Here is a 22,664-nt window from a genome sequence, read left to right on the forward strand (position 1 = left end):
TCACGAGCCCTCGCCACCAGGACACGCCGCCCTTGCTTTACCCCTCAATAACACCCGGCCGGGGTCCTCGATCAGCTGCCGAAGTACGCGAACCTTCCCTGAAGCCGTCAGGTGCTCGCGCCGAGCGGGTCCGCCTGCACGAGGTCGGCGAGGAGCGCGGACTGTTCCCGGCGGTAGGCCTCGACGTTCGCCAGTTTGACGTCCTCGTAGCCGCGGACCAGGTCGGGCAGCTCGGCCAGCGCCAGGAGCCTGCCACGATCCGCGCCCTCGGTGCCGAAAGCGGCGAGGATCGTTTCCCGGTACTGCCCGACGAGCTCCCGTTCCACCTTCCGGACCTGTGCCTTGCCGAACGGGTCCCAGCGGGTGCCGCGCAGTTTCCGCGCGGCGCGCAGCGCGACGAACACCGGGCGGAACTTCGGGCCCAGCGCGATCTTCCGCTTCATCCCCAGCGCGCGGAGCACAGGCGGGTGCAGACGGTAGGCGTAGCGGCTGCCCACGCCGAACTCCGCCTCGATCCCGGCGAGCACCGCGGGATCGAGGCAGAGCCGCGCGACCTCGTACTCGTCCTTGTAGGCCATCAGTTTGTGCAGGTTGCGCGCCACCGCTTCGGTGACGGCGGTCGAGTCCCCTTCCAGGACCCGGACGCGCTCGACGAACTCGGCGTACTCCCTTGCGTAGCGAACGTTTTGGTACTGGACGAGTTCAGGAACTCGGATGTCCAGCAGTCGCGCGAGTTCCGAACCCGGCTCGGCGTGCACGAGCGCGCGGGCGCGCAGCGCGGCCGCCGACGGTGCGGGGGCAGCGGCGACGGCGGGCGGGGCGACCGCCGCGTGCAGTCCGCCGGGATCGGCGACGAGTTGCCTGCCGCGCCGGAACGCCTGGAGGTTGCCCTCGACGGCGACCCCGTTGAGTTCGATCGCACGTTCCAGGCTGGCCGCGTCCAGCGGGATGGCGCCGGTCTGGTGAGCCGCGCCGAGCTGGAGGATGTTGGCGAACTGGTCGTCGTCGAACAGGGTTTCCGCCAGCGCCCGCGCGTCGAGTGCCACGGTCCGAGCCGTGCTGCCGGAGATCGCGCCCCGCACGGCCGCCGCGTCGGGGAAGGACACGGTGGTGTCGACGACCATCCGGCCGGTCGGCACCTCGGTCGTGGAGACCACGGCCGTGGTCCTGCCGGGGTCCGCCACCGTCAGATGCGCCGGGTCCGCGCCGACGAGGACGTCACAGGCCAGGTAGAGATCGCATTCCCCGGCCGCGAGTTTCGGCGCCTGCGGTGTCGGCTCGGCGGTGATCTTCAGATCCGAGACGACGGCACCGCCCTTCTGCGCGAGCCCGGTCTGGTCCAGCGTCCGGACCTGCTTGCCTTCGATCACGGCGGCCGTGGCGAGGATCTGCGCGACGGTGACCACGCCGGTCCCGCCGACCCCGGTGATCCGCACGGTGAAGTCGGTACCCGCGGTCTGGGGCTCGGGCAGCTCGGACGCGGCGATCTCCCGGGCCTGGCGCCGGTGTTTGCGACCGGTGGGCACCACCGTCATGAACGAGGGGCAGTCCCCCGCCAGGCACGAGTAGTCCACGTTGCACGACGACTGATGGATCGCGGTCTTGCGGCCGAACTCGGTACTGACCGGCTGCACGGACAGGCAGTTCGACTTCTCCCCGCAGTCGCCGCATCCCTCGCACACCCGCTCGTTGATCACGACCTTGGCGGCCGGGGTGGCCAGTTTGCCGCGACGGCGTTTGCGGCGCTTCTCGGCGGCGCATTCCTGGTCGTGGATGAGCACCGTCACCCCGGGAACGCGGGCCAAGTCCTCTTGGGTGCTCAGCAGTTCGTCGCGGTGCCGGACCTCGACGCCGTCGGGCAGGCGGACGCCGCGGAACCGCTTCGGCTCATCACTGGTGATGACCACCCTCGCGACGCCTTCGACCAGGAGCAACGACGCCAGTCGTTCCACCGGGAGCCCGCCGACAGCGTCTTGTCCGCCGGTCATCGCGACGGTCGCGTTGTAGAGGATCTTGTAGGTGATGTTCACCCCGGCGGCCACTGCCGCCCGCACCGCGAGGCTGCCGGAATGGGTGAACGTGCCGTCGCCGATGTTCTGCACGAAATGCGAGGCGTCGACGAACGGCTCCATCCCGAGCCACTGCGCGCCCTCGCCGCCCATCTGGGTCAGGCCGACCACGTCCCCGACCTGTTCCGGTTCCATGAACAGCGCCATGGCGTGACAGCCGATGCCGCCGCCCACCACCGTGCCCTCCGGCACCTTGGTGGACGAGTTGTGCGGGCAGCCGGAACAGAAGTACGGCGTCCTGGTCAGCAACGGCACCGAGATGCGCTCACGGCGGCGGCGCTGCCGCCACGCGGTCACCGACGGGATCTCGTGGTGCTCGCTCAGCCGGGTGGCCAGCACCCTGGCGATGGCGTCCGGGTCGAGTTCGCCGAGTTCGGTGCACAGGGTGCGCCCGTCCGGGCCGGTCTTGCCGTACACGGCGGGCGCGCCGGCCGTGCCGTACAGCACCTCCTTGATCGCCGACTCGACGAAGGAGCGCTTCTCCTCCACCACGACGATCTCGGTCAGGCCGTCGGCGAACCGGCGGACGATCGACGGTTCGAGCGGGTGGATGACACCGAGTTTGAGGATTCGGATCCCGTGCCGTGACAATGCGTCGGCGTCCAGGCCGAGCAGCCGCAGGGCCTGCATGAGGTCCAAATAGGACTTTCCGGCGGTGACGATGCCGAGGCGGTCCGAGGGTCCTTCCTGGACGATCCGGTTGATCCCGCTCGCACGCACGTATTCGACGGCCAGCGGCAGGCGTTCGGTGTACAGGCTGCGTTCGAGCGCCATCAACGTGGTGCCGAGCAGCCGGGAGCTGGGCTTGTGCCGGTACGCGGGCAGGGCGAGTTCCGGTGCCGTCCACCGCGGCCGGACGTGGGCGGTGCTCGCGGCGTCGGCCACGTTCGCCACGAGTTTCATCGACGACCACAGCCCACTCGCCCTGGACAGCTCGACCGCGTGCAGGCCGAAGTCCAGCACGTCCTGTGAGTCGGCCGGGAAGAACACCGGCATCGCCAGGTCGGCCAGCGCGAGTTCGGAGGCGCAGGGCACCGAAGAGGACTTGGCGTTCGGATCGTCGCCGACCAGCGCCACCGCGCCGCCCGCCGGATCGGTACCCGCGAGGTTCGCGTGCCGCAGGGCGTCCGTCGCCCGGTCCAGACCGGGTGCCTTGCCGTACCAGAACCCGGTGACCCCACCGCGCGACGAACCGACCGACGCGGTGAGCTGACTACCCATGACCGCCGTCGCGGCCAGCTCCTCGTTCAAGCCGGGGCGGTGCACGACGTCGTGCTTCTCGAGCAGGACCGAGCGGCGTCCGAGCTCGAGGTCGTACCCCGCCAGCGGGGAACCCTCGTAACCGGACACGAACACGGCGGGCGACGCCCCTGCGGCTCGGTCGTGCCGCACCCGGTCGAACAGCATCCGGACCAGGGCCTGGACCCCGCTGAGGTAGACGGTGCCGTCCTCCCGCAGATACCGGTCCTCCAACGTGAACTGCTCCACCAGACCTGCCTCCTTCGGCACCCCCGTGCGACGTCACGACAGAAGACCCGACCTCACGGGCCGCCGCAACAGGCAGCAGTCTATTGGTACCCGGCACGCAAAAAATCCGGCCCGTCTTCACCGATGGCCAATATCTGTTGCGTCTGCGTACCATCCTGACTCATGGCGGACCAGCTCATCGACGAGACCGATCGCGAGATCCTCGAACTGCTGCGGGAGGACGCCCGGCGCACCCTGGGCGACATCGGTGCCCGCGTCACGCTGTCCACCGCGGCGGTCAAACGCCGTATCGACCGCATGCAGGAGAACGGCGTCATCGTCGGCTACACCGTCCAGATCGACCACGCCAAACTCGGCTGGGGCATCGAGGCGTTCACCGAACTGCGGTTCACCGGGACCACCAAGGTCGGCGAGATCGTCCGCACCACCACCCGGATGCCGGAGGCGCAGGCGGTGTTCACCATCGCGGGCGACCCCGACGCGCTCGTTTGGCTCCGGGTGCGGGACATGGGCCATCTGCAGCACACCATCGACGAGATCCGGCGGCATCACCAGGTGACGGGCACGAAGACGCTGATGGTGCTGGACTCCTGGACTCGGGGACAGCAGTGGCCCCATCCCGGCGACGTCTGAGCCCTCGGCCTCGTGAGTGGTAAGGACGGTTCTAACCGTCCTTACCACTCACGAGAGGTGCGGCGCCCCGAAGCAGCCGCTGCCCGGTCCGCGTGAGGTAATCGCCGAATTCCGCCGGTTCCTCCACCGTGAACCCGATGTCGGTGAGCGTCAGGACGACGGCCAGCCACTCGAAGGAATCGACGTAGGCGACATAGCGGCAGCTGTGGTCACCGAGGGGCTCGAAACTCCCGTCGATCCGGTGGAGACGGGCCGCGGCCTCATCCGCGCCGACGTCCAGGGTCAGCGTGATCCGGAGCGATTTCGGGCTGTGGAAGCGCTCTTGGAGGTGAGCCGCGACATCGTCGACGGGGAGCGCACGGGGCTCGAACGCCACCTCTGTCGTCTTCGGCGCGCCGATCCGGTCGAGGCGGAAGCTTCGCCAATCCCGCCTGCCGAGGTCCCAGGCGTAGAGATACCACCGCCTGCCGAGCTGGACGAGGCGCATCGGCTCGACCGTCCGTGACGACGAGCCGTCCTTCCCCGTGTACGCGAACTCGAGGCATCGGCGAGCCGCGATCGCCGCGGCGAGGACGTTCAGGACGTCCTGGGTGATCCGCGGCTGATCACCGCTCCCGAACTCGACCGCGGCGAGCATTTCATCGGTCCGACGTCGCAGTGCCGCCGGCAGGACACGCCGGAGTTTCGCCGCGGCGCGGTCGGCCGATTCGGCCGTCAGGTCCACGCCGGTCCCGCCCGCCGCGGCGAGACGCAGCCCGAGCACGGTGGCGATCGCCTCGTCGTGTTCCAGCATGAGCGGCGGCAGCGCGGTGCCGGCGACGAGCCGGTAGTTGCCTCCCGGGCCGCGGCTGCTCTCCACCGGATAGCCCAGGCCTCTGAGATGGTCGATGTCCCGGCGGAGGGTGCGGGGCGGGACTTCCATGGCGGTCGCGAGTTCGGCCGCGGGCCACGCCCTGCCCGACTGCAGGAGCGACAGCAGCCGCAGCATCCGTTCCCGTGGTGCCGTCACGCCACCTCCCGATAATTGTGGCCGAGAACCGGCCACATCTCATCGTAGCCTCGGTTCATGGTGAAAGTTCAAGCTGACCGTGGCCGGTGGATCACGGTGGAAGGAGCCCGGACGCACAACCTCCGCGAGGTCTCGGTGCGCGTGCCGAAACACCGGCTGACGGTGTTCACCGGCGTGTCGGGGTCCGGGAAGTCGTCGCTGGCGTTCGACACGATCGCGGCCGAAGCCGAGCGCCTGGTCAACGGGACCTATCCCGCCTTCGTCCGGAACCGGCTCCCCCAGCATCCACCCGCCGACGTCGACCGGGTCGACGGGCTGGTCTTCACCACGATCGTGGATCAACGGCGGTTCACCGGGAACTCACGGTCCACCGTGGGCACGGCGAGCGACATCGCGCCGCTGCTGCGCCTGCTGTTCTCCCGCCTCGGAAAGCCGGGCGCCGGGTTCTCGCCCGCCTACTCGTTCAACGATCCGGACGGGATGTGCCCGCGCTGCGAAGGGCTCGGCGTGGTCGACGAAATCGATCTCGACCGGCTGCTCGACCACTCGCGAAGCCTGCGCGAAGGCGCCGTTCGCTTCCCGGCGTTCGCCCCCGGGACCTACCGCTGGAAACGGCTCGTCCACTCCGGACTCGTCGATCCCGATGTCCCGTTGGGACGGTTGCCGTCGGAGAAGGTCGAAACCCTGCTGCACGCCGAAGGACTCCCCCTCGACGACCCCGGCTCCGAATACCCCAAGCACGGCCTCTTCGACGGCGTCGTCCCGCGACTACGGGACTCGTACCTGCGCAAGACGCCGTCGCGGCTCACGGCCGAGGAACAGGAAGGACTCGCCGGAGTCGTCACCCGCGGCGTCTGCCCGGAGTGCGCGGGAACCCGCCTTTCCGAAGCGGCGCGCGGCAGCCTGATCGACGGGCGGTCCATCGCGGACTGGTCGGCGCTGCCGATCGGCGAGTTGCGCGACGTCGTCGCGGCCGTGCGCGATCCGTCGGTGGCGCCGCTGCTGCAGGCGATCCGGGAACGCCTCGACGCCCTGGACTCCGTCGGTCTCGGGTATCTCAGCCTGTCCAGGGAATCGAGGACGCTGTCCGGCGGCGAAGCCCAGCGCGTCAAGATCGTCCGCCATCTCGGCAGCGCGCTCAGCGACGTCTGCTACGTGTTCGACGAGCCCAGCACCGGACTGCACCCGCACGACGTGCACCGCCTCCTCGAACTGCTGGCCAAGCTCCGCGACGCGCACAACACGATCCTCGTGGTCGAACACCATCCCGCGGTCATCGCGGCCGCCGACCACGTCATCGACCTCGGGCCCGCCGGTGGTGACGGCGGCGGACGTGTCCAGTTCGAAGGCCGCCCCGGCGAACTCATCGCGGCGGGCACCGAGACCGGGCGGATCCTCGGTGCCCCGCTTCGTTTCCGGGAGCGGACCCGTCCGATACGAGGTGCCGTGACGATCTCCGGCGCCCGCGGCCACAACCTGCGCGACGTCACCGTCGACGTGCCGCTCGGCGTCCTGACCGTCGTCTCGGGTGTCGCCGGTTCCGGCAAGAGCACCCTGATCACAGGCGAACTCCCCCGGCAGCATCCGGATTTCGTGGTCGTCGAACAGGCTCCGCTGCGCGGTGGCATCCGGTCCACGCCCGCCACGGTGCTCGGCGTCGCCGAGCCCATTCGCGAAGCCTTCGGCAAGGCCACGGGCGAACATCCGTCGTGGTTCAGCGCCAACGGCCGTGGGGCATGCCCGGTCTGCAAGGGAAAGGGCGTCATCGTCACCGACCTCGCCTTCCTCGACGACGTCCAGACCGGCTGCGACGCCTGTGGCGGCACCCGGTTCAACCCGGCCGCGCTCGCCGCACGCCTGAACGGCCGGACCATCGCCGACGTCCTGGCTATGAACCCGGCGGACGCCGCCGCCCTGTTCGGTGACCGGTCCCCCATCGCTCAGCGGTTGCGCTGGCTGGACCGGGCCGAGCTCGGCTACCTGACGATCGGGCAGGGTCTCGACACCTTGTCCGGCGGCGAAAGGCAACGCCTGCTGCTCGCCCGCCACCTCGCCGACGCCGGTCCCGCGGGCGAACTGCGCCTGGTCCTCGACGAACCCACCGCCGGACTGCACGGCAGCGACGTCGACCGGTTGCTCGCCCTCTGCGACGAACTCGTCGACGGCGGCGCGACACTCGTTCTGATCGAACACGACCAACGCGTGATCGCGCACGCCGACCACGTCATCGACATCGGTCCGGGCGCGGGTGCCGATGGTGGGACGGTGGTGTTCGAGGGTGCGCCGTCGGCGCTGGCCGAGGACTCCGTGTCGCTCACCGGCCGTCATCTGCGAACGCGTTCCCGGCGCCGGACGGCGCCGGGAACACCCACCCGCCCGGGAACAGTTCCCGGGCGAGCGCGATGATCCCCCATCCGGCTTCGCCCGGCACGCCGGTACCGAACAGTTCTTCGCCTGATCTCGTGTGATCTGGCCGACCAGCTCGCACGCCTTGCCGGCCCCCGCTACTCGACCGTGGCCCGGCGGACGGCCTCCTCCCTGTCGACGACCTTGGTGAGGAAATGCTGCTGCCCCAACGTCCACACGTTGGTGGCCAGGAAGTACAGCAACACACCGATGGGCACCGGGAAGAACGATCCCGAGACCAGCATGCCGACCGGTGCCAGATACATCATGAGTTTGGTGATCCCCGCCGCCTCAGGGGCGGTCGCGGTCTGCCGGGCGAGTCCCGAACGCATCGAGAAGAACGTGGCCAGGCTTGCGATCAGCATCAGCGGCACCCCGACGGCGATCATGTGGACGTGGTCCGTGCCGAACGCGGCCAACTCCGACGCCGGTTGCGAAAGCCAGTTGCCGAGCTTCGCGCCGAACAGGTCGGCGTTCAAGAACGACTCCACTCCGGCGTGATCGAAAATGTGGTTCGACCGGGCTCCCGGGGTGAAATCGCGCAAGACCCAGTACAGCGACAGGAACACCGGAAGCTGGATCAGCGCCGGGAGACAGCCGCCCAGCGGGCTGGAACCGCTTTCGGCGTGCAGTTTTTGGATCTCCTTCGCCATCCTCTGGCGATCCTTGCCGTATTTCTCCTTGATCTGCCGCATCTGCGGGGCCAGCGCCTGCATGCGGCGGCCCGCGCGCAGCGCGCTGAGCGCGGGTTTGACCAGCAGAAGGCGCAGGGTGAAGACGAGGAACACGATGGACAGCACCCAGGCGACGCCCGAGTCGGGACTCGACACGGCACCGAAAACCTTGTGCCAGAACCAGAGAATGGCGGAAACGGGGTATAGGAAGACATCGAACATGACCAGGTCACTCCGTCGGTCGAAGGTGTGCGGGCAGCAGTGACTGCCTCACCTTCGGACGAGGAGAGGTCAGGCAGTCGCGATGCCCTGTGACGGAGCCCTGGGCCGGACACGGCCACGCGCGTCGGGATCGCGCAGGCTCAGGAACAGCTGCGCGCGTTCGCGCAGGCTGATGGCGCGCACCTTCATCGCGGCGGCCGCCGGTTCCAGGCGGAAGTGCGCCGCGAGCGCGGCCAGGACGGCGGCGAGCGACGCGGTCAAGGCCGCGGCCAGCCCGAGCGGGTTGGCGACCGCGACCGACGCCGTCAGCGCGGTGGCCAGGCTCAACGGGTTGATCCCGCCGACGACCGGGAGCATGACGAACAACTCGGGCAGGAACAGCGCAAGCATCAGCTTGAGCCGCACGCCGAAGTAGGTTCGCTCCACGTCACCGACACTACCGGAGATATTGCGTTGCGTGATTCCCGAGGGCGCGGGCGGCCTGTCGAAATGGGGCACGTGGAAGTCGCGCCCGTCGAGTACTGCTTACCCGACGGGCGGCTGCTTCCCGACGGACTGTGGAAACTCGGCGGCCAGGGCGACCAGCGGTTCGAGAAGCTGTCCGGTGGCCGGCAGGCCGGTTCCATTCAGGGGTGAGGCAAATGTGGCGTGGTGGGGTTGGCGGCGGAGCTTCGTGCGGGGGTCGTGAGTGATAAAGAGCGTTCTAACCCTCTTTATCATTCACGACCCCCGTGCGGAACTGTACATATGGGCATCAACCGGATATTTTGCCGCCAAGAAGTGGCCCCTGCGTTCGCCTTACCCCTCAACAGATCCTCCTGCTGGAGATCGGCGGAGGCTTTGCAACAGGCGCTGGAAGCGTACGAAGGCACCACGGTCGCGGTGACGCACGACCGGTGGTTCGCGCGCTCCTTCGATCGGTCCCCTCGTGTTCGGCTCGGACGGGCACGTGCGGGAAACAGCGGAACCGGTGTGGGACGAGCGGCCGGTGCGACGCGCGCGGTGACCCGCGAACGCGCACCGGAGTCCCCCTGTCGGGCTAGGAAACGCGACACACCTACGGCAGGTGGCTCCGGCGTCTCCGTCGTGTGTTTCAATGCCGCCGCACCGCGTGCCGACACTCGAGTGCCAACATCGTCCCAAGGCTGGAGATCTCGTGAAGGCCGCCGCAATTCCCTTCGCCATCGCGGCCTTGTGCTGCGCGGCATTCCTCGTGAGCTTCCTTCGTGACCGACGCCGGTTGCGGAACGGCTTCTACCTCTTCTTCGCACTCCTGTTCCTCGGCGTGACGTTCATCGCGCTGCTCGCCTCGGTGTCGCCCGAGGCGGCGGGTTTCGTCGCGGTCGGTGTGATCCTGCTGATCATCCCGACGGTCCTCGCGCTGACGGTCTTCCTGATCTGCAACGGGATCACGATGCTCCGCCGCGAGGGACGCAGGCTGGCCAACGTCCTTTCGCTGCTGACGGGGATCGGCATCTGCGCGCTGATCGTCTTCAACGCGACGGTCACGCAACTCGCTTGGGAACCCCTCGACATCGTCCGGGGCGTCCTCAATGGAATCGTCGTCTACTTCTCGTTCCTCTTCGTCTGCTTCCTCCTGTACTCGATCGTCTACGGCCGCATCCGCACCGAGAAAGGCGTGGACTTCGTCGTGGTGCTGGGCTCGGGACTGCTGGACGGCCACCGCGTGCCGCCGCTGCTGGCGGGCCGCCTGAATCGCGCCAAACGCGTCCTCGACGCCGAAGCCCGTCGCGGCCGGGAGCCGATGGTGGTCACCTCGGGCGGGCAAGGGCCTGACGAGGACCTGCCGGAGTCCCACGCCATGGCCGGCTACCTCGTCGAGAACGGGCTGCCGAGGGAACGGATCCTCCTGGAAGACCGCTCGCGGACGACTTTCGAGAACCTCACCTTCAGCGCCGAAATCATGAAGCAGCGGAAGGCGGACTACCGGTGCACGGTGGTCACGAACAACTTCCACGTGCTCCGCGCCGCCCTCATCACCCGCCGCGCCAAGGTGAACGGCCAGGTCATCGGATCGCCGACGGCCTGGTACTTCTGGCCGAGCGCCACCATTCGCGAATTCGTGGCCATCCTCGTGGATCACAAGTACAAGAACCTGGTCGTCTGCGGGCTCATCGTGCTTTCGCAGGTGTCCCGCGCCTGGTCGTGACGTTCTCTTGCGGGATAAGGCAAAGGTGGCGTGGTGTCGGGGCGTGTCGCGAAAGCCACTTTCGCGACATTGGATGTCCCGAAAGTGGCTTTCGCGACGTTGGCGGAGGCAGGGGGACTTCACGTACTTCAGGCGACCTGGGCGGCGGACCGCGATGGGGCTTGTGAGTGGTAAGGACGGTTATGGAGGGGTAAGGCAAACGTGGGGGGTGTCCGTGAAGGCACCTGCGGCCCCAGGCACACCAGCAGTCACAGCGGTACCGCGTGAAGGCCTTCGCGGTACATGATGGCCCCCTTCCTTGCGCCTGGCGCAAGGAAGGGGGCCATCATGTACCGCGAGGGTGTGAAGGGCTTGCCAGCCTGACATGGCACCTTTGGCTTTCGGCTCACTAGAACCGTCCTTACCACTCACGAGCCTCGCCACCAGGGGCGCGGCCTCTTTTGACACCCCGGCACGTATTCGCGCCCTCATCCTTCAAAGCGACCTGACAAATCCCCGGCATCCGTTTGACAACACCGTTTTCGCCAGGTCATCGTCCTCCGCATGAGCGCTTACACCCGGCAGGCGATGGCGCGGTTGTTCGACCGGACGGCGGAGACCTACGACGCTCTCGGCGTCGACTTCTTCAGCGCGTTCGCCGTGGAACTGCTCGACCGGGTCGGCCTCGCCGCCGGTGAGCGCGTCCTGGATGTCGGCTGCGGACGGGGCGCGGTGCTGTTCCCGGCGGCCGAGCGGGCCGGTGCTGGCGGATCGGTGCTGGGTATCGACCTTTCCCCGGAAATGATCGAGCGCACCGCGAAAGACATCGAGGACCGCGGAGCCAACGCCTCGGTATCCCTTATGGACGCCCAAGAACCGACGCTGGCCAACGCCACCTTCGACGTGGTCCTCGCGTCGTTCGTGGTGTTCTTCCTCCCGGATCCGGTCGCCGGCCTGCGGTCGTGGCATCGCCTGCTCGCACCCGGCGGCCGGCTGGGCTTGACCACGTTCGGCGCCGACGATCCCCGCTGGGCGGCCGTGCGTGAGGTGTTCAAACCGTTCGTACCGCCGGAGCTGGCCTGGACGCTGGCCATCAGGGCGGGCCTGTTCGCCACCGTCGAGGGTTTCGGCCAGGCCGTGGAGTCGGCGGGCTTCACCGGCGTCACGTCCGTGGAACGCGTCTATCCGGTGAAGTTCGCCGACCCCGGGCACTGGATCACCTGGTCCTGGTCGCACGGCCAGCGGATGTTCTGGGAGCTGATCCCGGAAGACCGTCTCGACGCCGTGCGCCGGGCCGTGCTCGCGGAGCTCGAACCGCTCCGCGAGCCCGACGGGAGCGTGGTGCTGGCGCAAACCGTGCGCTACACCGTCGCCCACCGCGGTTGACGGCTCACAACGCGAGCCTCGGCCAGGACTCCGTGTCCCGCGACAGCTGTCGGTCGTGCGTGGCGATCACCACCGCGGCCTGGGTCGCCTCGAGCGCGGCGGTCAGCTCGTCGACGAGCGTGGCGGACAGGTGGTTGGTCGGCTCGTCCAGCAGTACGACGTGCGGACGACGAGCCAGCACCAACGCCAGGTCCAGCCGCCGCCGGGCGCCGACCGACAATTCGGCCACCGGCCGGTGCCGGTCGTAGCCGCCGAGCAGGCCCAGCTCGCCCAGCCCAGGCCCGGGAACCCCGGCCCTGGCGAGTTGTTCGTCGTACAGCTCCATCGCCGTCCGCCTGCCCGGCAGGTCGGACTCCTGCCCCAACCGCCCGATCCGCGCCGGCCGGGAGCGCGTGACCGTGCCCGTGTCCGGCTCCAGTTCCCCGGCCAGCACGGTCAGGAGCGTCGATTTGCCCGCGCCGTTGGGGCCGGTGACCACCAGCCGGTCGCCGCTTTCCAGTGTCAGATCGACCGGACGCGCGAGCCGCCCGGCCACCGTCACCCCGGCGGCACAGAGCAGGGTCGCGCCTCCGTGCGACGGCAGGTCGGGCATGGCGAACCGGGCGGGAGGCGGCGGGACCGCCACCACGTGCCCTGCCAGCTCTTCCTGCCGCCGGTGGACCGCGCGGACCAGTCCCGGCGCGCGAGTGGCGCGGACATGCCTGCCGGTGCCTTTGGGCGGCCGCCAGTTGTCACGCAACCGGTTCCGCGCCGCGGACAGGTCGTCGGCCAGCCGTTGCCGCTCGGCGACCTGTTCGGCGTGCGCCGACTCCCAGCGGGCACGTTCGGCACGACGGGCCTCGACATAGGCGGCGTACCCACCGCCGTAGACGCGCGGCCGGTCGTCGCTCGAGGGATCGAGGTCGATCACCGTGGTGGCCACGTCCGCGAGCAACGCCCGGTCGTGGCTGACCAGGACGACCACGCCCGGGTGGGCGCGCAACCGCTCGGTGAGGTGGTCGAGCCCGGCCGCGTCGAGATGGTTGGTCGGCTCGTCGAGTAACAGGACAGGGTGCCCGGCGCCGAGCAGGCAGGCCAGCCGGACCCGATGGCGCTGCCCGACCGACAGTGTCCCGAGTGGACGCTCACGGTCGTCGACGGCGTTCAAGGCCGCCAGTGACACTTCGACACGCCTGTCGGCGTCCCAGGCGTCGAGGGTCTCGGCCTGTTCCAGTGCGGCGGCGAAGACGTCGTCGGCGCCGGGGCGTCCGTCGCTGAGCGCCTCGGTCGCGGCCTCCAGGTGAGCCAGCGCGGCGCGGACGGCGGCCAGTTCGAGGTCGATCAACGCGCCGACGGTGTCGGTCGCGCCGAGCGGGATCTGCTGGTCGGCGACACCGACCGAACCCGAGCGGTGCACCTCGCCGCGGTCGGCGGCCAGATCGCCGGCGAGCACGCGGAGAAGAGTGGTCTTGCCGCGACCGTTCTCCCCGACGATGGCGACGCGCTCACCGGCGGCGGCGGCGAGGTCGACCCCGGAGAGCACGGGCCGTCCCCCGAAGGAGAGGTGGACGCCGGACAGGCGGACGTGCGCCGCGCGCACAGGCGCGGGCGAAAGAGGGGATGACATGAAGGAACTGCCTCCAGCGAAGGTGATGAGCAGGAAGAACGAGCTCCGGTACCGCGGCTCGCGGTACCGGTGGAGGCGTCGTTCCTCAGAGGAACAGCAGTTGCTGCATCACGATCACGAGAGTAGGACACGCCCGGAGGGCTCCGCATCCGATTTACGGATCCACACCTTCGCACCATCACCCTGACCGGCCGGTCACCGCACGAACACCCGCTTCCACCTGCGACGACACACCGCTCCTAGCCCACGATCGCGGCTTCAAACCACCACTTTCCGGGGTCACCCACAGGTTCACCACGACGGTTGCCATGATCACCGGCCCGGCCGACGGTGGGCTTCTCATCAGCATCGTTCGAGAGGAGCAGGGCCGATGGCGAAGACCATGCAGCCGCAGGAACTCATCGACAGTGCCGTGGTCGACCCGACCGGGAACAAGCTCGGGAAGGTGGGCAACGTCTACCTCGCCGACGCGACGCGCCAGCCGGAATGGATCACGGTCAAGACGGGCCTGTTCGGCACCAAGGAGAGTTTCGTCCCGCTCTCGGGAGCGCACGCGGATCAGGACGGCGTGCACGTCCGCGTCGGCAAGGACGCGGTCACCGACGCACCCCGCATCGAGGCCGACGGCCACCTGTCCATGGAGGAAAGCGCGCAGCTGTACGAGCACTACGGGCTGCCGATGCCGAGGACGTCGCCGGACGGCCGGATGGACGACCGGACTCAGGGCCGGGGCGACACCGGCCGCGGCAAGGCCGGCATGGACACGAGCGCGGGTGCGGGTGCGGGCAAGAAGGACCGGGGCGCCGAGCCCACCATGACGCGTTCCGAGGAGCGGCTGAACGTCGGCACCGAACAGGTCGAGACCGGCCATGTCCGGTTGCGCAAGTACGTCGTCACCGAGGAGCAGCAGGTCACCGTCCCGGTCAGTCACGAGGAAGTGCGGCTCGAACGGGAGCCGATCACGAAGCCGGGCGGCGAGCGGGCCGAGATCGCCGAGGACGAGCAGGAAGTCGTGCTGCACGCCGAAAAGCCGGTGGTGAACAAGGAAACCGTCGCGGTCGAGCGGGCGAGGCTCAAGACCGAGACCGTCACCGAGGACCAGACGGTTTCCGGCGAGGTCCGCAAGGAACAGTTCGAGGTCACCGACGACGAGGGCAAGCACCGCAAGTCGTGAGCCCGAAGCGGGGGCGGTCCGCGAAGACCGCCCCCGGGGTTCAACGCGTGCGCCGGGCGCGGGCGGCCGCGACCACGAAGCCGGTCGCCACGGCACCCGCGACAGAGCAACCGACACCGAACAGAACCGCGGGCTCGTGCACTCGCAGCACCGAGACGCACAGCCACACCGTCGCGCCGAACAGCAGGCCGAGGACCGGACCGCCGGCGAGCGCGCCCCGCCAGCGGTGGCCGTTCCGGATGGTCCGCAGCCCGGATTCCAGGTACGCCAAGGCGAACAGGGCGAGAATCAGGCTGCCCGCGCCGAGCGCGCTCGCGAGCGGATGCTGCCGGGTGACGACCGTGAAGGTCCGCGGGACACCGTCGGCCGTCAGGGTCGCGGTGACGGCGCCGCCGGCGATCCAGCGGATGAGCCCGGGAAACCGGAGGTCGGCGCGGAAGCCGTCGCCCTCGGCTTCCGGCACCGCCGACGCGGAACCGAGCGGGATCCCGGCGGCCGAAAGTGCGAGGGTCACCTGTTTCGGGCTGCCCTCCCCCGTCACCGCGAATGTCTTGCTGAGGTCCACGGGCGCCGACGAGGCCACGACGCCGTCGATCTTCAGCGTCGTGGCCTCGTGCGGCAGCCGTTCCGGCGTGAGCAGGGTGAGCACCACGAGCGCGATCACGGCGACCGCCGCGGCCAGCCGGAACCAGAGCACCGCGCCGGGACGGCCCCCTGGCCGGGGCTCGGGCCCGAAACTCGCACGGGTCGCCGACAGCGTCGGATCCGGCGTGGGACGGCGGACCGGTCGTGTCGGGCCGTCTCCGGCAGGCACCGGCGTACCGATCGCGGAGATCACCCTGGGGGTGAGGTGCCGGACCGGCACCCGGGAGCGTTCGAGCCAGCCCGGCCCGTGGACGGCGGTGGCGGCCGAGGCGAGGTCGGCCGCGAACGTCTCCGCGTCGCGATACCGGGAGTCGAGTTCGCGCGAGAGGCTGCGCATGACGACCCCGGCGATCGGCGACGGCACGCCGTCGATCGGGCGCGGATCGGTGAACATGTGCTGGCGCATCATGCTGATCGCGCCGCGGGTGTTGTCGAACGGCAGCTTCCCGGACAGCAGTTCGTAGAGCACCGTGCCCGCCGAGTAGACGTCGGCCGCCGGGCTCAGCGCGTTGCCCATCGCCTGCTCGGGCGCGATGTAGGCGGGCGTGCCGAGGACCTCGCCGCCGTGCGTGACGAGAGTGGCGCCCTCGCTGATCACCCTCGCGATGCCGAAGTCGGCCACCTTCATCACGCCTTGCGTGGTGAACAGCAGGTTCTTCGGCTTGACGTCCAGATGCAGCACGCCCGCTTCGTGCGCCGCGTGGAGTCCGGCGAGCATCGCCAGCCCGATCGCGCAGGCCTGCTCCCCGCCGATTTCACCGCTGTGGAAGCGGCTGTGCACCGTGCCGCCGTCAAGGCGTTCCATCACCATCAGGTGCTCGCGGCCGGTGCGCACGTAGTCGTACACGGGCACGATGTGCGGGTGGTCGAGGCTGGCCAGCACCCGCGCTTCACGGTCGAAGAGCTGACTGCTCACCGCGTGGTTCAGCACGTCCCACGGCAGCTGTTTGATGGCGACGTCGCGGCGCAGCGAACGGTGGACGCCCGCGAAGACGACCCCCATCCCGCCCTGGCCGATCGCGGCCCCGATCTCGTACTGCGGCAGCGCGGCGACGACCTCGGCGGGTGCGCTCATCGGTTGAATTCCTTGGTGGCGTCGGGAAAGCGGACCGTCTCGTCACCGCCGGGCCCCGGCGCGGGATGCGGGGTCAGATAGCCGAGCAGGAACGCGATGACGGCGGCGCCGAGGACCACCGGGATCTCGATCGCCGGCTCCGGCGGGACGAGCCGCAGCACCGACAGCGAGACGACGGCGACGAGCCCGGTGCCGAATCCGGCGGGCAGGAAACGCAGGCCGCGGCGCCACCGGTTGACGGGAAGACGATGGCGGGCGAGCGCGAGCAGGGCGGTCAGCCACGCCAGCACGGTGAGCACGAGCATCGCGAGCCCGAACGCGCCGTAGACGGACCAGAAGGACCCGCGGATGTCGGCGACCGTGGCCGCCTCGCCGAGCGTGCCGCGCCGCGCGTCCAGCAGTTCGACCGTCGACGGGAGCAACCCGATCGCCTGGCCGGAGAGGTCGGCCATGTCCAGCACGAAGGTCCTGGTGACCCGGCTGTGCGCGGGCACCTCGAACGGTGCCGTGGTGTCGTAGGCGAAGAAGGTCAGGGCGAGCGCCACACCGGACACCCGCACGCTGCGGACCTTGACCGCGGTGCCGCCGCTGTTGGTCGCCGTGACGGTGAGTTCGATCTGCTTCGCCGGGTCGATCATGACCGTGGCGTTGGTGATCGGCCGGTCGTCCAGTGCGACCGCCAGGTCGAGCCTGCCGCTGCCCGCGCTGTCCGCGGTGGCCGGTGGCGAGCCCAGGAGGACCGCGCACAGACCCAACGCAACCCCTGCCGCGATGACACGTCCCATTTTGCGCATCCCCTGTTCACGTTATCCGACTGGTCCGGAATGCTACAGCGAGCACTTACCGGAAAGGCACGTCCCAATGCGTATCGTGGTTCGCCTGATATTCGGCACCGTGACCGGCTTGTTATTCCTGCTTTCCCAGGTGGGAGCGGGAAACGCGCAGCAGTCCCCCTATCAGTCCACGGTTGGTTTGAAACCTTCGAGCGGGCCCGCCGGGAGTTCCTTCACCATTTCCTGGAATTTCTCCCCTTGCAAAGGACCGATTTCTTTCACGTGGGACGGAGCGGCCATCACCTCGGTCAGCGCGCCCAGTGGGCAGGTGGGGGCGACGGTGCCGGGCAACGCGACACCCGGTGGCCACACGGTCGCGGGCACCTGCACGAACGCGCGGACCGGCGGACCGCTGACCGGGAGCGCGAACTTCCAGGTGACCGGGACCGTGACCACGGCGCCCTCGACGACGAAGGTGCCACCGACGACGAAGCCGTCCGTCCCGGTGACCACCTCGACCACCTCGACCACCCCGACCAGGCCGAGAACGACGAGCACTCCGACCACCCCGGTCACCACGACGACGCCGCCCACGACGACGGCCTCACCGTCCACAACGGACACTCCCCCGCCCTCGACGGACGTCCCCACGTCGAGCAGCACCCCGCCGGCTCCGAACGACCTGATCCTCGACCGGGCGAGTGTGCAGCCCGGCGACGCGCTGTCCGCGACCGGCAAGGGATGCCTGCCCGGCGAGCGCGTCACGCTGACGTCGGACGGCGACCGCGTCGGCAGCGCCTACGCCGACGGCACCGGAGCCTTCACCGCGGCCGTCGAGTTCACGCGGATCGAGGCGGGCAGGCACACCGTCGTCGCGGACTGCGGCGTGCGGTTGACCGGCGCCGTCGACCAGGTCGTGACCAGTTCGTCCGGCGGGCACAGCGGCACCCTGGTGGTGCTGGTGTTCTTCGTACTGGCCGGGATCACCGTGATCCGTTTCCCCTGAGGTCAGCGCGGAAGCTTCACCACGGTGACGAAGAAGTTGTCGATCTGGCGCACCACGTCGATGAACCGGTCGAAGTCGACCGGCTTCGTGACATAGGCGTTGGCGTGCAGGTCGTAGCTGCGGAGGATGTCCTCTTCGGCTTCGGACGTGGTGAGCACGACGACCGGGATGGTGCGCAGCTCCGGGGACGCCTTGACCTCGCTGAGCACCTCGCGGCCGTCCTTGCGGGGCAGGTTCAGGTCGAGCAGGATCAGCCCCGGACGTTCCGCGTCCTCGTACGGCGCTTCCCGGCGCAGGAACTGCAAGGCCTGTTCGCCGTCGGAGACGACCGAAAGGGTGTTGCGGATCTTGTGGTGCTCGAAGGCTTCCTGCGTCATGAGGACGTCGCCGGGGTCGTCCTCGACCAGCAGGATGTGGATCGGTTCCAGGGAGTCGGTCATGCTTGCTCGTTTCCTTCGTCGGAGTTCTGGGCTGCGGGCAGGGTGAAGCAGAACCGGGTCCCGGACGCGACGGTGGTGTCCAGCCAGACCTTCCCGCCGTGGTGCTCGACGATCTTGCGGCACAGGGCCAGGCCGATCCCCGTACCCGGATAGTCACCGCGGCCGTGCAGCCGCTGGAAGATCACGAAGATCCGCTCGGCGTACTCTTCGCTGATGCCGATCCCGTTGTCGGTGACGGAGAAACGCCAGTCCTCACCGTCCCGCTCCGCGGAGATCTCGATCTCCGGCGGCTCGTCCCCCCGGAACTTGATCGCGTTGCCCACGAGGTTCTGGAACACCGCCGTCAGAAGGGATTTCTCCCCCCGCACGGCGGGAAGCTCGCCGTGGGTGATCCGGGCGCCGGACTCGGCGATCGTGTCTTCGAGGTTGCCCAGCGCGGTGTCCAGCAGGTCACCGGACTCCAGCAGGACACTTTCCCCCGGGCGGCGACCGACGCGGGAGAAGGCGAGCAGATCGTTGATCAGCGCCTGCATCCGTTTCGCGCCGTCGACGGCGAAGCCGATGTACTGGTCCCCGCGTTCGTCGAGTTTTCCCTGGTATCGCTTCTGCAGCAGCTGGCAGAAGCTGGCCACCTTGCGCAGCGGCTCCTGCAGGTCGTGCGAGGCGACGTAGGCGAACTGCTCCAGGTCCGAGTTCGACCGCTCCAGCTCGCGGGTCCGGGTCACGATCAGTTCCTGCGCCCGCTCCAGCTGCTCGACCTCGTCGAGGATCCGCGAGCGTAGTGACTCCACATCGGACGCGAGCTCGCGCATCTCGCTCGGACCGGAGCCGCGGACCTCGCGATGGATGCCGGTCTGCGCGACATCCCGGACCTCGGCGGCGAGCTGATGGATCGGTTTGATCAGTTTCCGGTGCAGGACCAGGAAGACCAGCGCCAGCGCGGCGCAGAGCAGGACCGCGATCACGATGAGCATCGCCCGCAGGACGTCGGCGGAGGACGACAGGTCCTCCCGCGCGTCCAGCCGTTCGGCCTCCAGGCGGTTGTGTAACACGCTCAGGGCCGCGCGGACCTCGTCGAACAGCGGTTTGCTCGCGTCCACCTGCGCGCCGGTGGCGGAAGCGCCGGCGAGCACGGGTTCGATGACCGTCCTGCGCCAGGTCGCGGCGGTGCTCAGCACCCGATCCAGATCGCCCCCGATCGCGGTACCGGGCGCGGCGCCGAGCCGCCGCAACTCGGCGACGGCCGCGTCCTGCGCCCTCAATCCGTCACGGTACGGCTCCAGGAACTCGGGACGCCCGGCCAGGATGTAGCCGCGTACACCGGTCTCCTGGTTCAGCATCGCCGTCGAGAGGGAGGTGGACTGCAGCACCTGCGGGCCGGTGACGTCCAGCAGCCTGGCGCGCGAATCGGTGAGGTTCGTCAAGGCCAGCGCACCGGCCACGATCGCGCCGCCGAGCAGCAGGCCGGCGATCACCCCGGACAACGCGGCCCAGCGGCTGATCGACCAAACGGGCTTCATCGCGACGGCTCCCCGGAATCGAACGTGAGCAGCGCCAGCGCGACGTCGTCGTCCAGCGGCCCGCCGTGCAGGACGTCCATCTCGCTGATCAGGTGATCGAGTGCCGCGGCGGAGCCGTTCTCGGCGTTCAGGCTGCTCAGCGCAGCGGCGGCCATCCGTTCGAGCCCGACCCGTTCGCCGCTGCCCTCGACGCGTCCTTCGAAAAGGCCGTCGGTGTACAGCAGCAGTGACCATCGCGGCCCCATCGGCACCGTCAGCTCCTGCCAGCCCACACCCGGCGCGACGCCGAGAGGCGGACCGAGTTTCTCCCTGGACAGCAGCCTGCCGCCCGAGTCGTCGACCAAAAGCGGCTGCGGATGACCGGCCAGCGCCATCCTCAGCGAGCGGCGGTCCGGGGCGACCGTGATCATGCAGACGGTGGCGAACAGCGGGCCCAAAGCCTCGTGCTGCAGCATTTTCTCCACCATCGCCAGTGTTCCCGCCATCGGCAGCCCGGCGAGCACGACCGAACGCCACGCGATCCGCAGCGCGACACCGAGCGCCGCCTCGTCCGGCCCGTGCCCGCACACGTCCCCGATGACCAGCTGCAGGGTGCCATCGGGGAGTTCGACGGCGTCGTAGAAGTCGCCGCCCAGCAAGGCCCCGTTCCGCCCGGGCCGGTATCTCACCGCGAGTCCGAGCCTGGGATCGGTCACCAGCGGGGTCGGCAGCAGGCCGCGTTCGAGACGCGCGTTCTCCCTGGCCAGCAACTGATGCTGCAGCAGTTGCTGCTCGACGCGTTCGGCGCGGCTGCGTTCCCAGGAGTAACGCAGGGTCCGCGCCAGAAGCCGGCCGTCGACATGCTGTTTGACCAGGTAATCCTGGGCACCGGCACCCAGCGCGGCCACTCCGAGCGCCTCGTCCTCGCGACCGGTCAGGACGATCACCGCGGTCGACGGCGCGTGCTGCCGCAGCCTGGTCAGGCCGGTCAGCCCGGTCGCGTCCGGAAGCTGGAGATCCAGGAGCACGCAGTCGGCCGTGATCGGCCGCGCGAGGACCTGTTCGAGTGTGGTCGCCCTTTCGAGCAAGACCCGTTCCAGGCTCTCGGCGGCGTCCGCGAGCATTTCTTCGACCAGGAGCGCGTCACCGTCGTCGTCCTCGATCAGCAGAACATGCAAACGAGCCGGCTGCGACGAAGGCCTACGGGGTGGGGATTGCTCGCCGTGACGCACGGCGTTCGACACGGACAGCCACCTTTCCTCACCGGATTTCCGGCGCGCGAACAGAAGACGGCTGTCTTCTCAACCACCGGGAGCGTACCGGCAGTACCGGACATGCCGTCGGTCCGGACACCCGACACGCCAGGTTTCCCATGGTCAGGGACCGCGCGGCCGCCGGCGAGTCCGGTGATCATCGCTCACTCCTGTGCCGTCCGGGCGGCTTCACGGCGACGCGCGTACAGGCTGGTGAACGAAACCGTGACGAGGACGGCGACGATCACGCCCAGCGAGATCGGGGTCGGAACCTGCGGCACCGACGGCCAGATCCCATGTGCCCAGTGCAGGACCAGCTTCACCCCGATGAAGGCGAGGATGATCGCGAGGCCGTGGTTCAGATGGACCAGCTTCTCCAGCGCCGAATGGAGCACGAAATACAGGGCGCGCAAGCCCATCAGGGCGAAGGCGTTGGTGGCGAACACGAGGTACGGGTCTTCGGTGATTCCGTAGACGGCGGGCACCGAATCGACCGCGAACACCACGTCGGTGGCGAACACCGCGACGACCACGACCGCCAGCGGGGTGAGCGCGCGGCGCCCGTGTTCACGCACCGTCAGCCGGGTGCCGCGATAGTCGTCCGTGACCGGCATCAGCCTGCGCAGCAACCGGACCGACCGCAGCCGCGAAAGGTCCATCTCGTTCTGACCGTCGGACATGGCCTCACGCAGGATCTTGACCGCCGAGGCCAACAGGATCACGCCGAACACCAGGAACGCCCAGGTTCCCGCCGACAGCATCGCGGCGCCGGCCGCGATGAACACGCCGCGAAGGACCAGCGCGCCCACGATGCCGTACAGCAGCACACGTTGCTGTACGGCCGGCGGGACCGCGAAGGCCGCCAGCAGCAGCATGAAGACGAACAGGTTGTCGACCGACAGGGACTTCTCGACGACGAAACCCGTCATGAACTCGAGCGCCTGGCCGCCACCGAACTCGAGCCACAGCCAGAGCCCGAACACCGCCGGGAGGGCGAGGTAGAAGACCGACCAGCCGGCGGCCTCCCGCATCGACACCTCGTGAGGGCGACGAGTCACGACGAAATCGGCGACGAGCAGCGCCAGCAGGACGGCGATGCTGATCGCCCACAACCCCGGCGATCCCACGGTTGCCACGGACTCGGGCATGGAGCCTCC

General features: G+C 69.2%; 18 protein-coding genes and 1 pseudogene. 7 read left to right on the forward strand and 12 right to left on the reverse strand.

Annotated features, from left to right (window positions below):
- Nucleotides 1-107: 107 nt before the first annotated feature.
- A complete protein-coding gene (locus tag H074_RS26545; RefSeq protein WP_007033160.1) occupies nt 108-3,557 on the reverse strand; it encodes an indolepyruvate ferredoxin oxidoreductase family protein in 3,450 nt (1,149 codons plus the stop codon).
- 162 nt (nt 3,558-3,719) lie between these two features.
- On the opposite strand from H074_RS26545, the gene H074_RS26550 reads away from it, so the two are divergent.
- Nucleotides 3,720-4,190, forward strand: a complete 471-nt coding sequence (locus H074_RS26550; protein WP_007033161.1) for an Lrp/AsnC family transcriptional regulator — start codon at nt 3,720-3,722, stop codon at nt 4,188-4,190.
- A 31-nt stretch (nt 4,191-4,221) separates the two neighbouring features.
- Here the strand turns inward: H074_RS26550 and H074_RS26555 are convergent, their stop codons facing one another.
- The gene (locus H074_RS26555; protein WP_235096889.1) at nt 4,222-5,199 is read right to left on the reverse strand and encodes a helix-turn-helix transcriptional regulator; all 978 of its coding nucleotides are present in this window, start codon (nt 5,197-5,199) and stop codon (nt 4,222-4,224) included.
- Nucleotides 5,200-5,256: 57 nt separating this feature from the next.
- On the opposite strand from H074_RS26555, the gene H074_RS26560 reads away from it, so the two are divergent.
- Nucleotides 5,257-7,605, forward strand: a complete 2,349-nt coding sequence (locus tag H074_RS26560) for an excinuclease ABC subunit UvrA (RefSeq protein WP_235096891.1) — start codon at nt 5,257-5,259, stop codon at nt 7,603-7,605.
- 98 nt (nt 7,606-7,703) lie between these two features.
- On the opposite strand, the gene yidC is transcribed toward H074_RS26560, so the two are convergent.
- Both yidC and H074_RS26570 read right to left on the reverse strand, forming a co-directional pair.
- Nucleotides 7,704-8,501: a membrane protein insertase YidC gene (gene yidC / locus H074_RS26565; protein WP_007033164.1), complete on the reverse strand. Its 798-nt coding sequence runs from the start codon at nt 8,499-8,501 to the stop codon at nt 7,704-7,706.
- Between the two features lie 69 nt (nt 8,502-8,570).
- Complete coding sequence (locus H074_RS26570; RefSeq protein ID WP_007033165.1) at nt 8,571-8,927, reverse strand: DUF6412 domain-containing protein; 357 nt, start codon at nt 8,925-8,927, stop codon at nt 8,571-8,573.
- A gap of 402 nt (nt 8,928-9,329) precedes the next feature.
- Here H074_RS26570 and H074_RS41710 point away from each other — a divergent pair.
- The 3 genes and pseudogenes from H074_RS41710 to H074_RS26580 form a co-directional block, all read left to right on the forward strand.
- Nucleotides 9,330-9,507 (forward strand): annotated as a pseudogene (locus H074_RS41710) (ABC transporter ATP-binding protein); the annotation flags it as partial.
- Between the two features lie 150 nt (nt 9,508-9,657).
- Nucleotides 9,658-10,671 (forward strand): YdcF family protein, encoded by a 1,014-nt coding sequence (locus H074_RS26575; protein ID WP_007033166.1) that lies wholly within the window; start codon nt 9,658-9,660, stop codon nt 10,669-10,671.
- Between the two features lie 543 nt (nt 10,672-11,214).
- Nucleotides 11,215-12,036: a class I SAM-dependent methyltransferase gene (locus H074_RS26580; protein ID WP_007033167.1), complete on the forward strand. Its 822-nt coding sequence runs from the start codon at nt 11,215-11,217 to the stop codon at nt 12,034-12,036.
- Nucleotides 12,037-12,040: 4 nt separating this feature from the next.
- On the opposite strand, the gene H074_RS26585 is transcribed toward H074_RS26580, so the two are convergent.
- Entirely contained in the window at nt 12,041-13,642 is a 1,602-nt protein-coding gene (locus tag H074_RS26585) for an ABC-F family ATP-binding cassette domain-containing protein (RefSeq protein ID WP_007033168.1), read from the reverse strand.
- A gap of 370 nt (nt 13,643-14,012) precedes the next feature.
- Between H074_RS26585 and H074_RS26590 the strand changes: the two genes are divergently transcribed.
- Nucleotides 14,013-14,816: a DUF2382 domain-containing protein gene (locus H074_RS26590; protein ID WP_007033169.1), complete on the forward strand. Its 804-nt coding sequence runs from the start codon at nt 14,013-14,015 to the stop codon at nt 14,814-14,816.
- Nucleotides 14,817-14,856: 40 nt separating this feature from the next.
- Here the strand turns inward: H074_RS26590 and H074_RS26595 are convergent, their stop codons facing one another.
- The 3 genes from H074_RS26595 to H074_RS26605 form a co-directional block, all read right to left on the reverse strand.
- Nucleotides 14,857-16,536, reverse strand: coding sequence for a serine/threonine-protein kinase (locus tag H074_RS26595; RefSeq protein WP_007033170.1), 1,680 nt, complete (start codon nt 16,534-16,536; stop codon nt 14,857-14,859).
- On the reverse strand, nt 16,533-17,321 hold the full coding sequence (locus H074_RS26600) for a hypothetical protein (protein ID WP_007033171.1): 789 nt from the start codon (nt 17,319-17,321) through the stop codon (nt 16,533-16,535). The genes H074_RS26595 and H074_RS26600 overlap by 4 nt, the downstream gene beginning before the upstream one ends.
- Nucleotides 17,322-17,492: 171 nt before the next feature.
- Complete coding sequence (locus H074_RS26605) at nt 17,493-17,972, reverse strand: hypothetical protein (RefSeq protein WP_007033172.1); 480 nt, start codon at nt 17,970-17,972, stop codon at nt 17,493-17,495.
- Between the two features lie 40 nt (nt 17,973-18,012).
- Between H074_RS26605 and H074_RS26610 the strand changes: the two genes are divergently transcribed.
- Complete coding sequence (locus H074_RS26610; protein ID WP_007033173.1) at nt 18,013-18,315, forward strand: hypothetical protein; 303 nt, start codon at nt 18,013-18,015, stop codon at nt 18,313-18,315.
- Between the two features lie 2 nt (nt 18,316-18,317).
- On the opposite strand, the gene H074_RS26615 is transcribed toward H074_RS26610, so the two are convergent.
- From H074_RS26615 to H074_RS26630, 4 genes are all read right to left on the reverse strand, one after another.
- On the reverse strand, nt 18,318-18,755 hold the full coding sequence (locus H074_RS26615) for a response regulator (protein ID WP_007033174.1): 438 nt from the start codon (nt 18,753-18,755) through the stop codon (nt 18,318-18,320).
- Nucleotides 18,752-20,275, reverse strand: a complete 1,524-nt coding sequence (locus H074_RS26620) for a sensor histidine kinase (protein ID WP_007033175.1) — start codon at nt 20,273-20,275, stop codon at nt 18,752-18,754. The genes H074_RS26615 and H074_RS26620 overlap by 4 nt, the downstream gene beginning before the upstream one ends.
- The gene (locus H074_RS26625) at nt 20,272-21,498 is read right to left on the reverse strand and encodes a PP2C family protein-serine/threonine phosphatase (RefSeq protein ID WP_039923444.1); all 1,227 of its coding nucleotides are present in this window, start codon (nt 21,496-21,498) and stop codon (nt 20,272-20,274) included. Before H074_RS26625 ends, H074_RS26620 begins: the two co-directional genes overlap by 4 nt.
- Nucleotides 21,499-21,671: 173 nt before the next feature.
- Entirely contained in the window at nt 21,672-22,655 is a 984-nt protein-coding gene (locus tag H074_RS26630) for a TerC/Alx family metal homeostasis membrane protein (RefSeq protein ID WP_007033177.1), read from the reverse strand.
- Nucleotides 22,656-22,664 lie beyond the last annotated feature (9 nt).

It is taken from the genome of Amycolatopsis decaplanina DSM 44594, from assembly GCF_000342005.1.
Classification (GTDB): Bacteria; Actinomycetota; Actinomycetes; order Mycobacteriales; family Pseudonocardiaceae; genus Amycolatopsis; species Amycolatopsis decaplanina.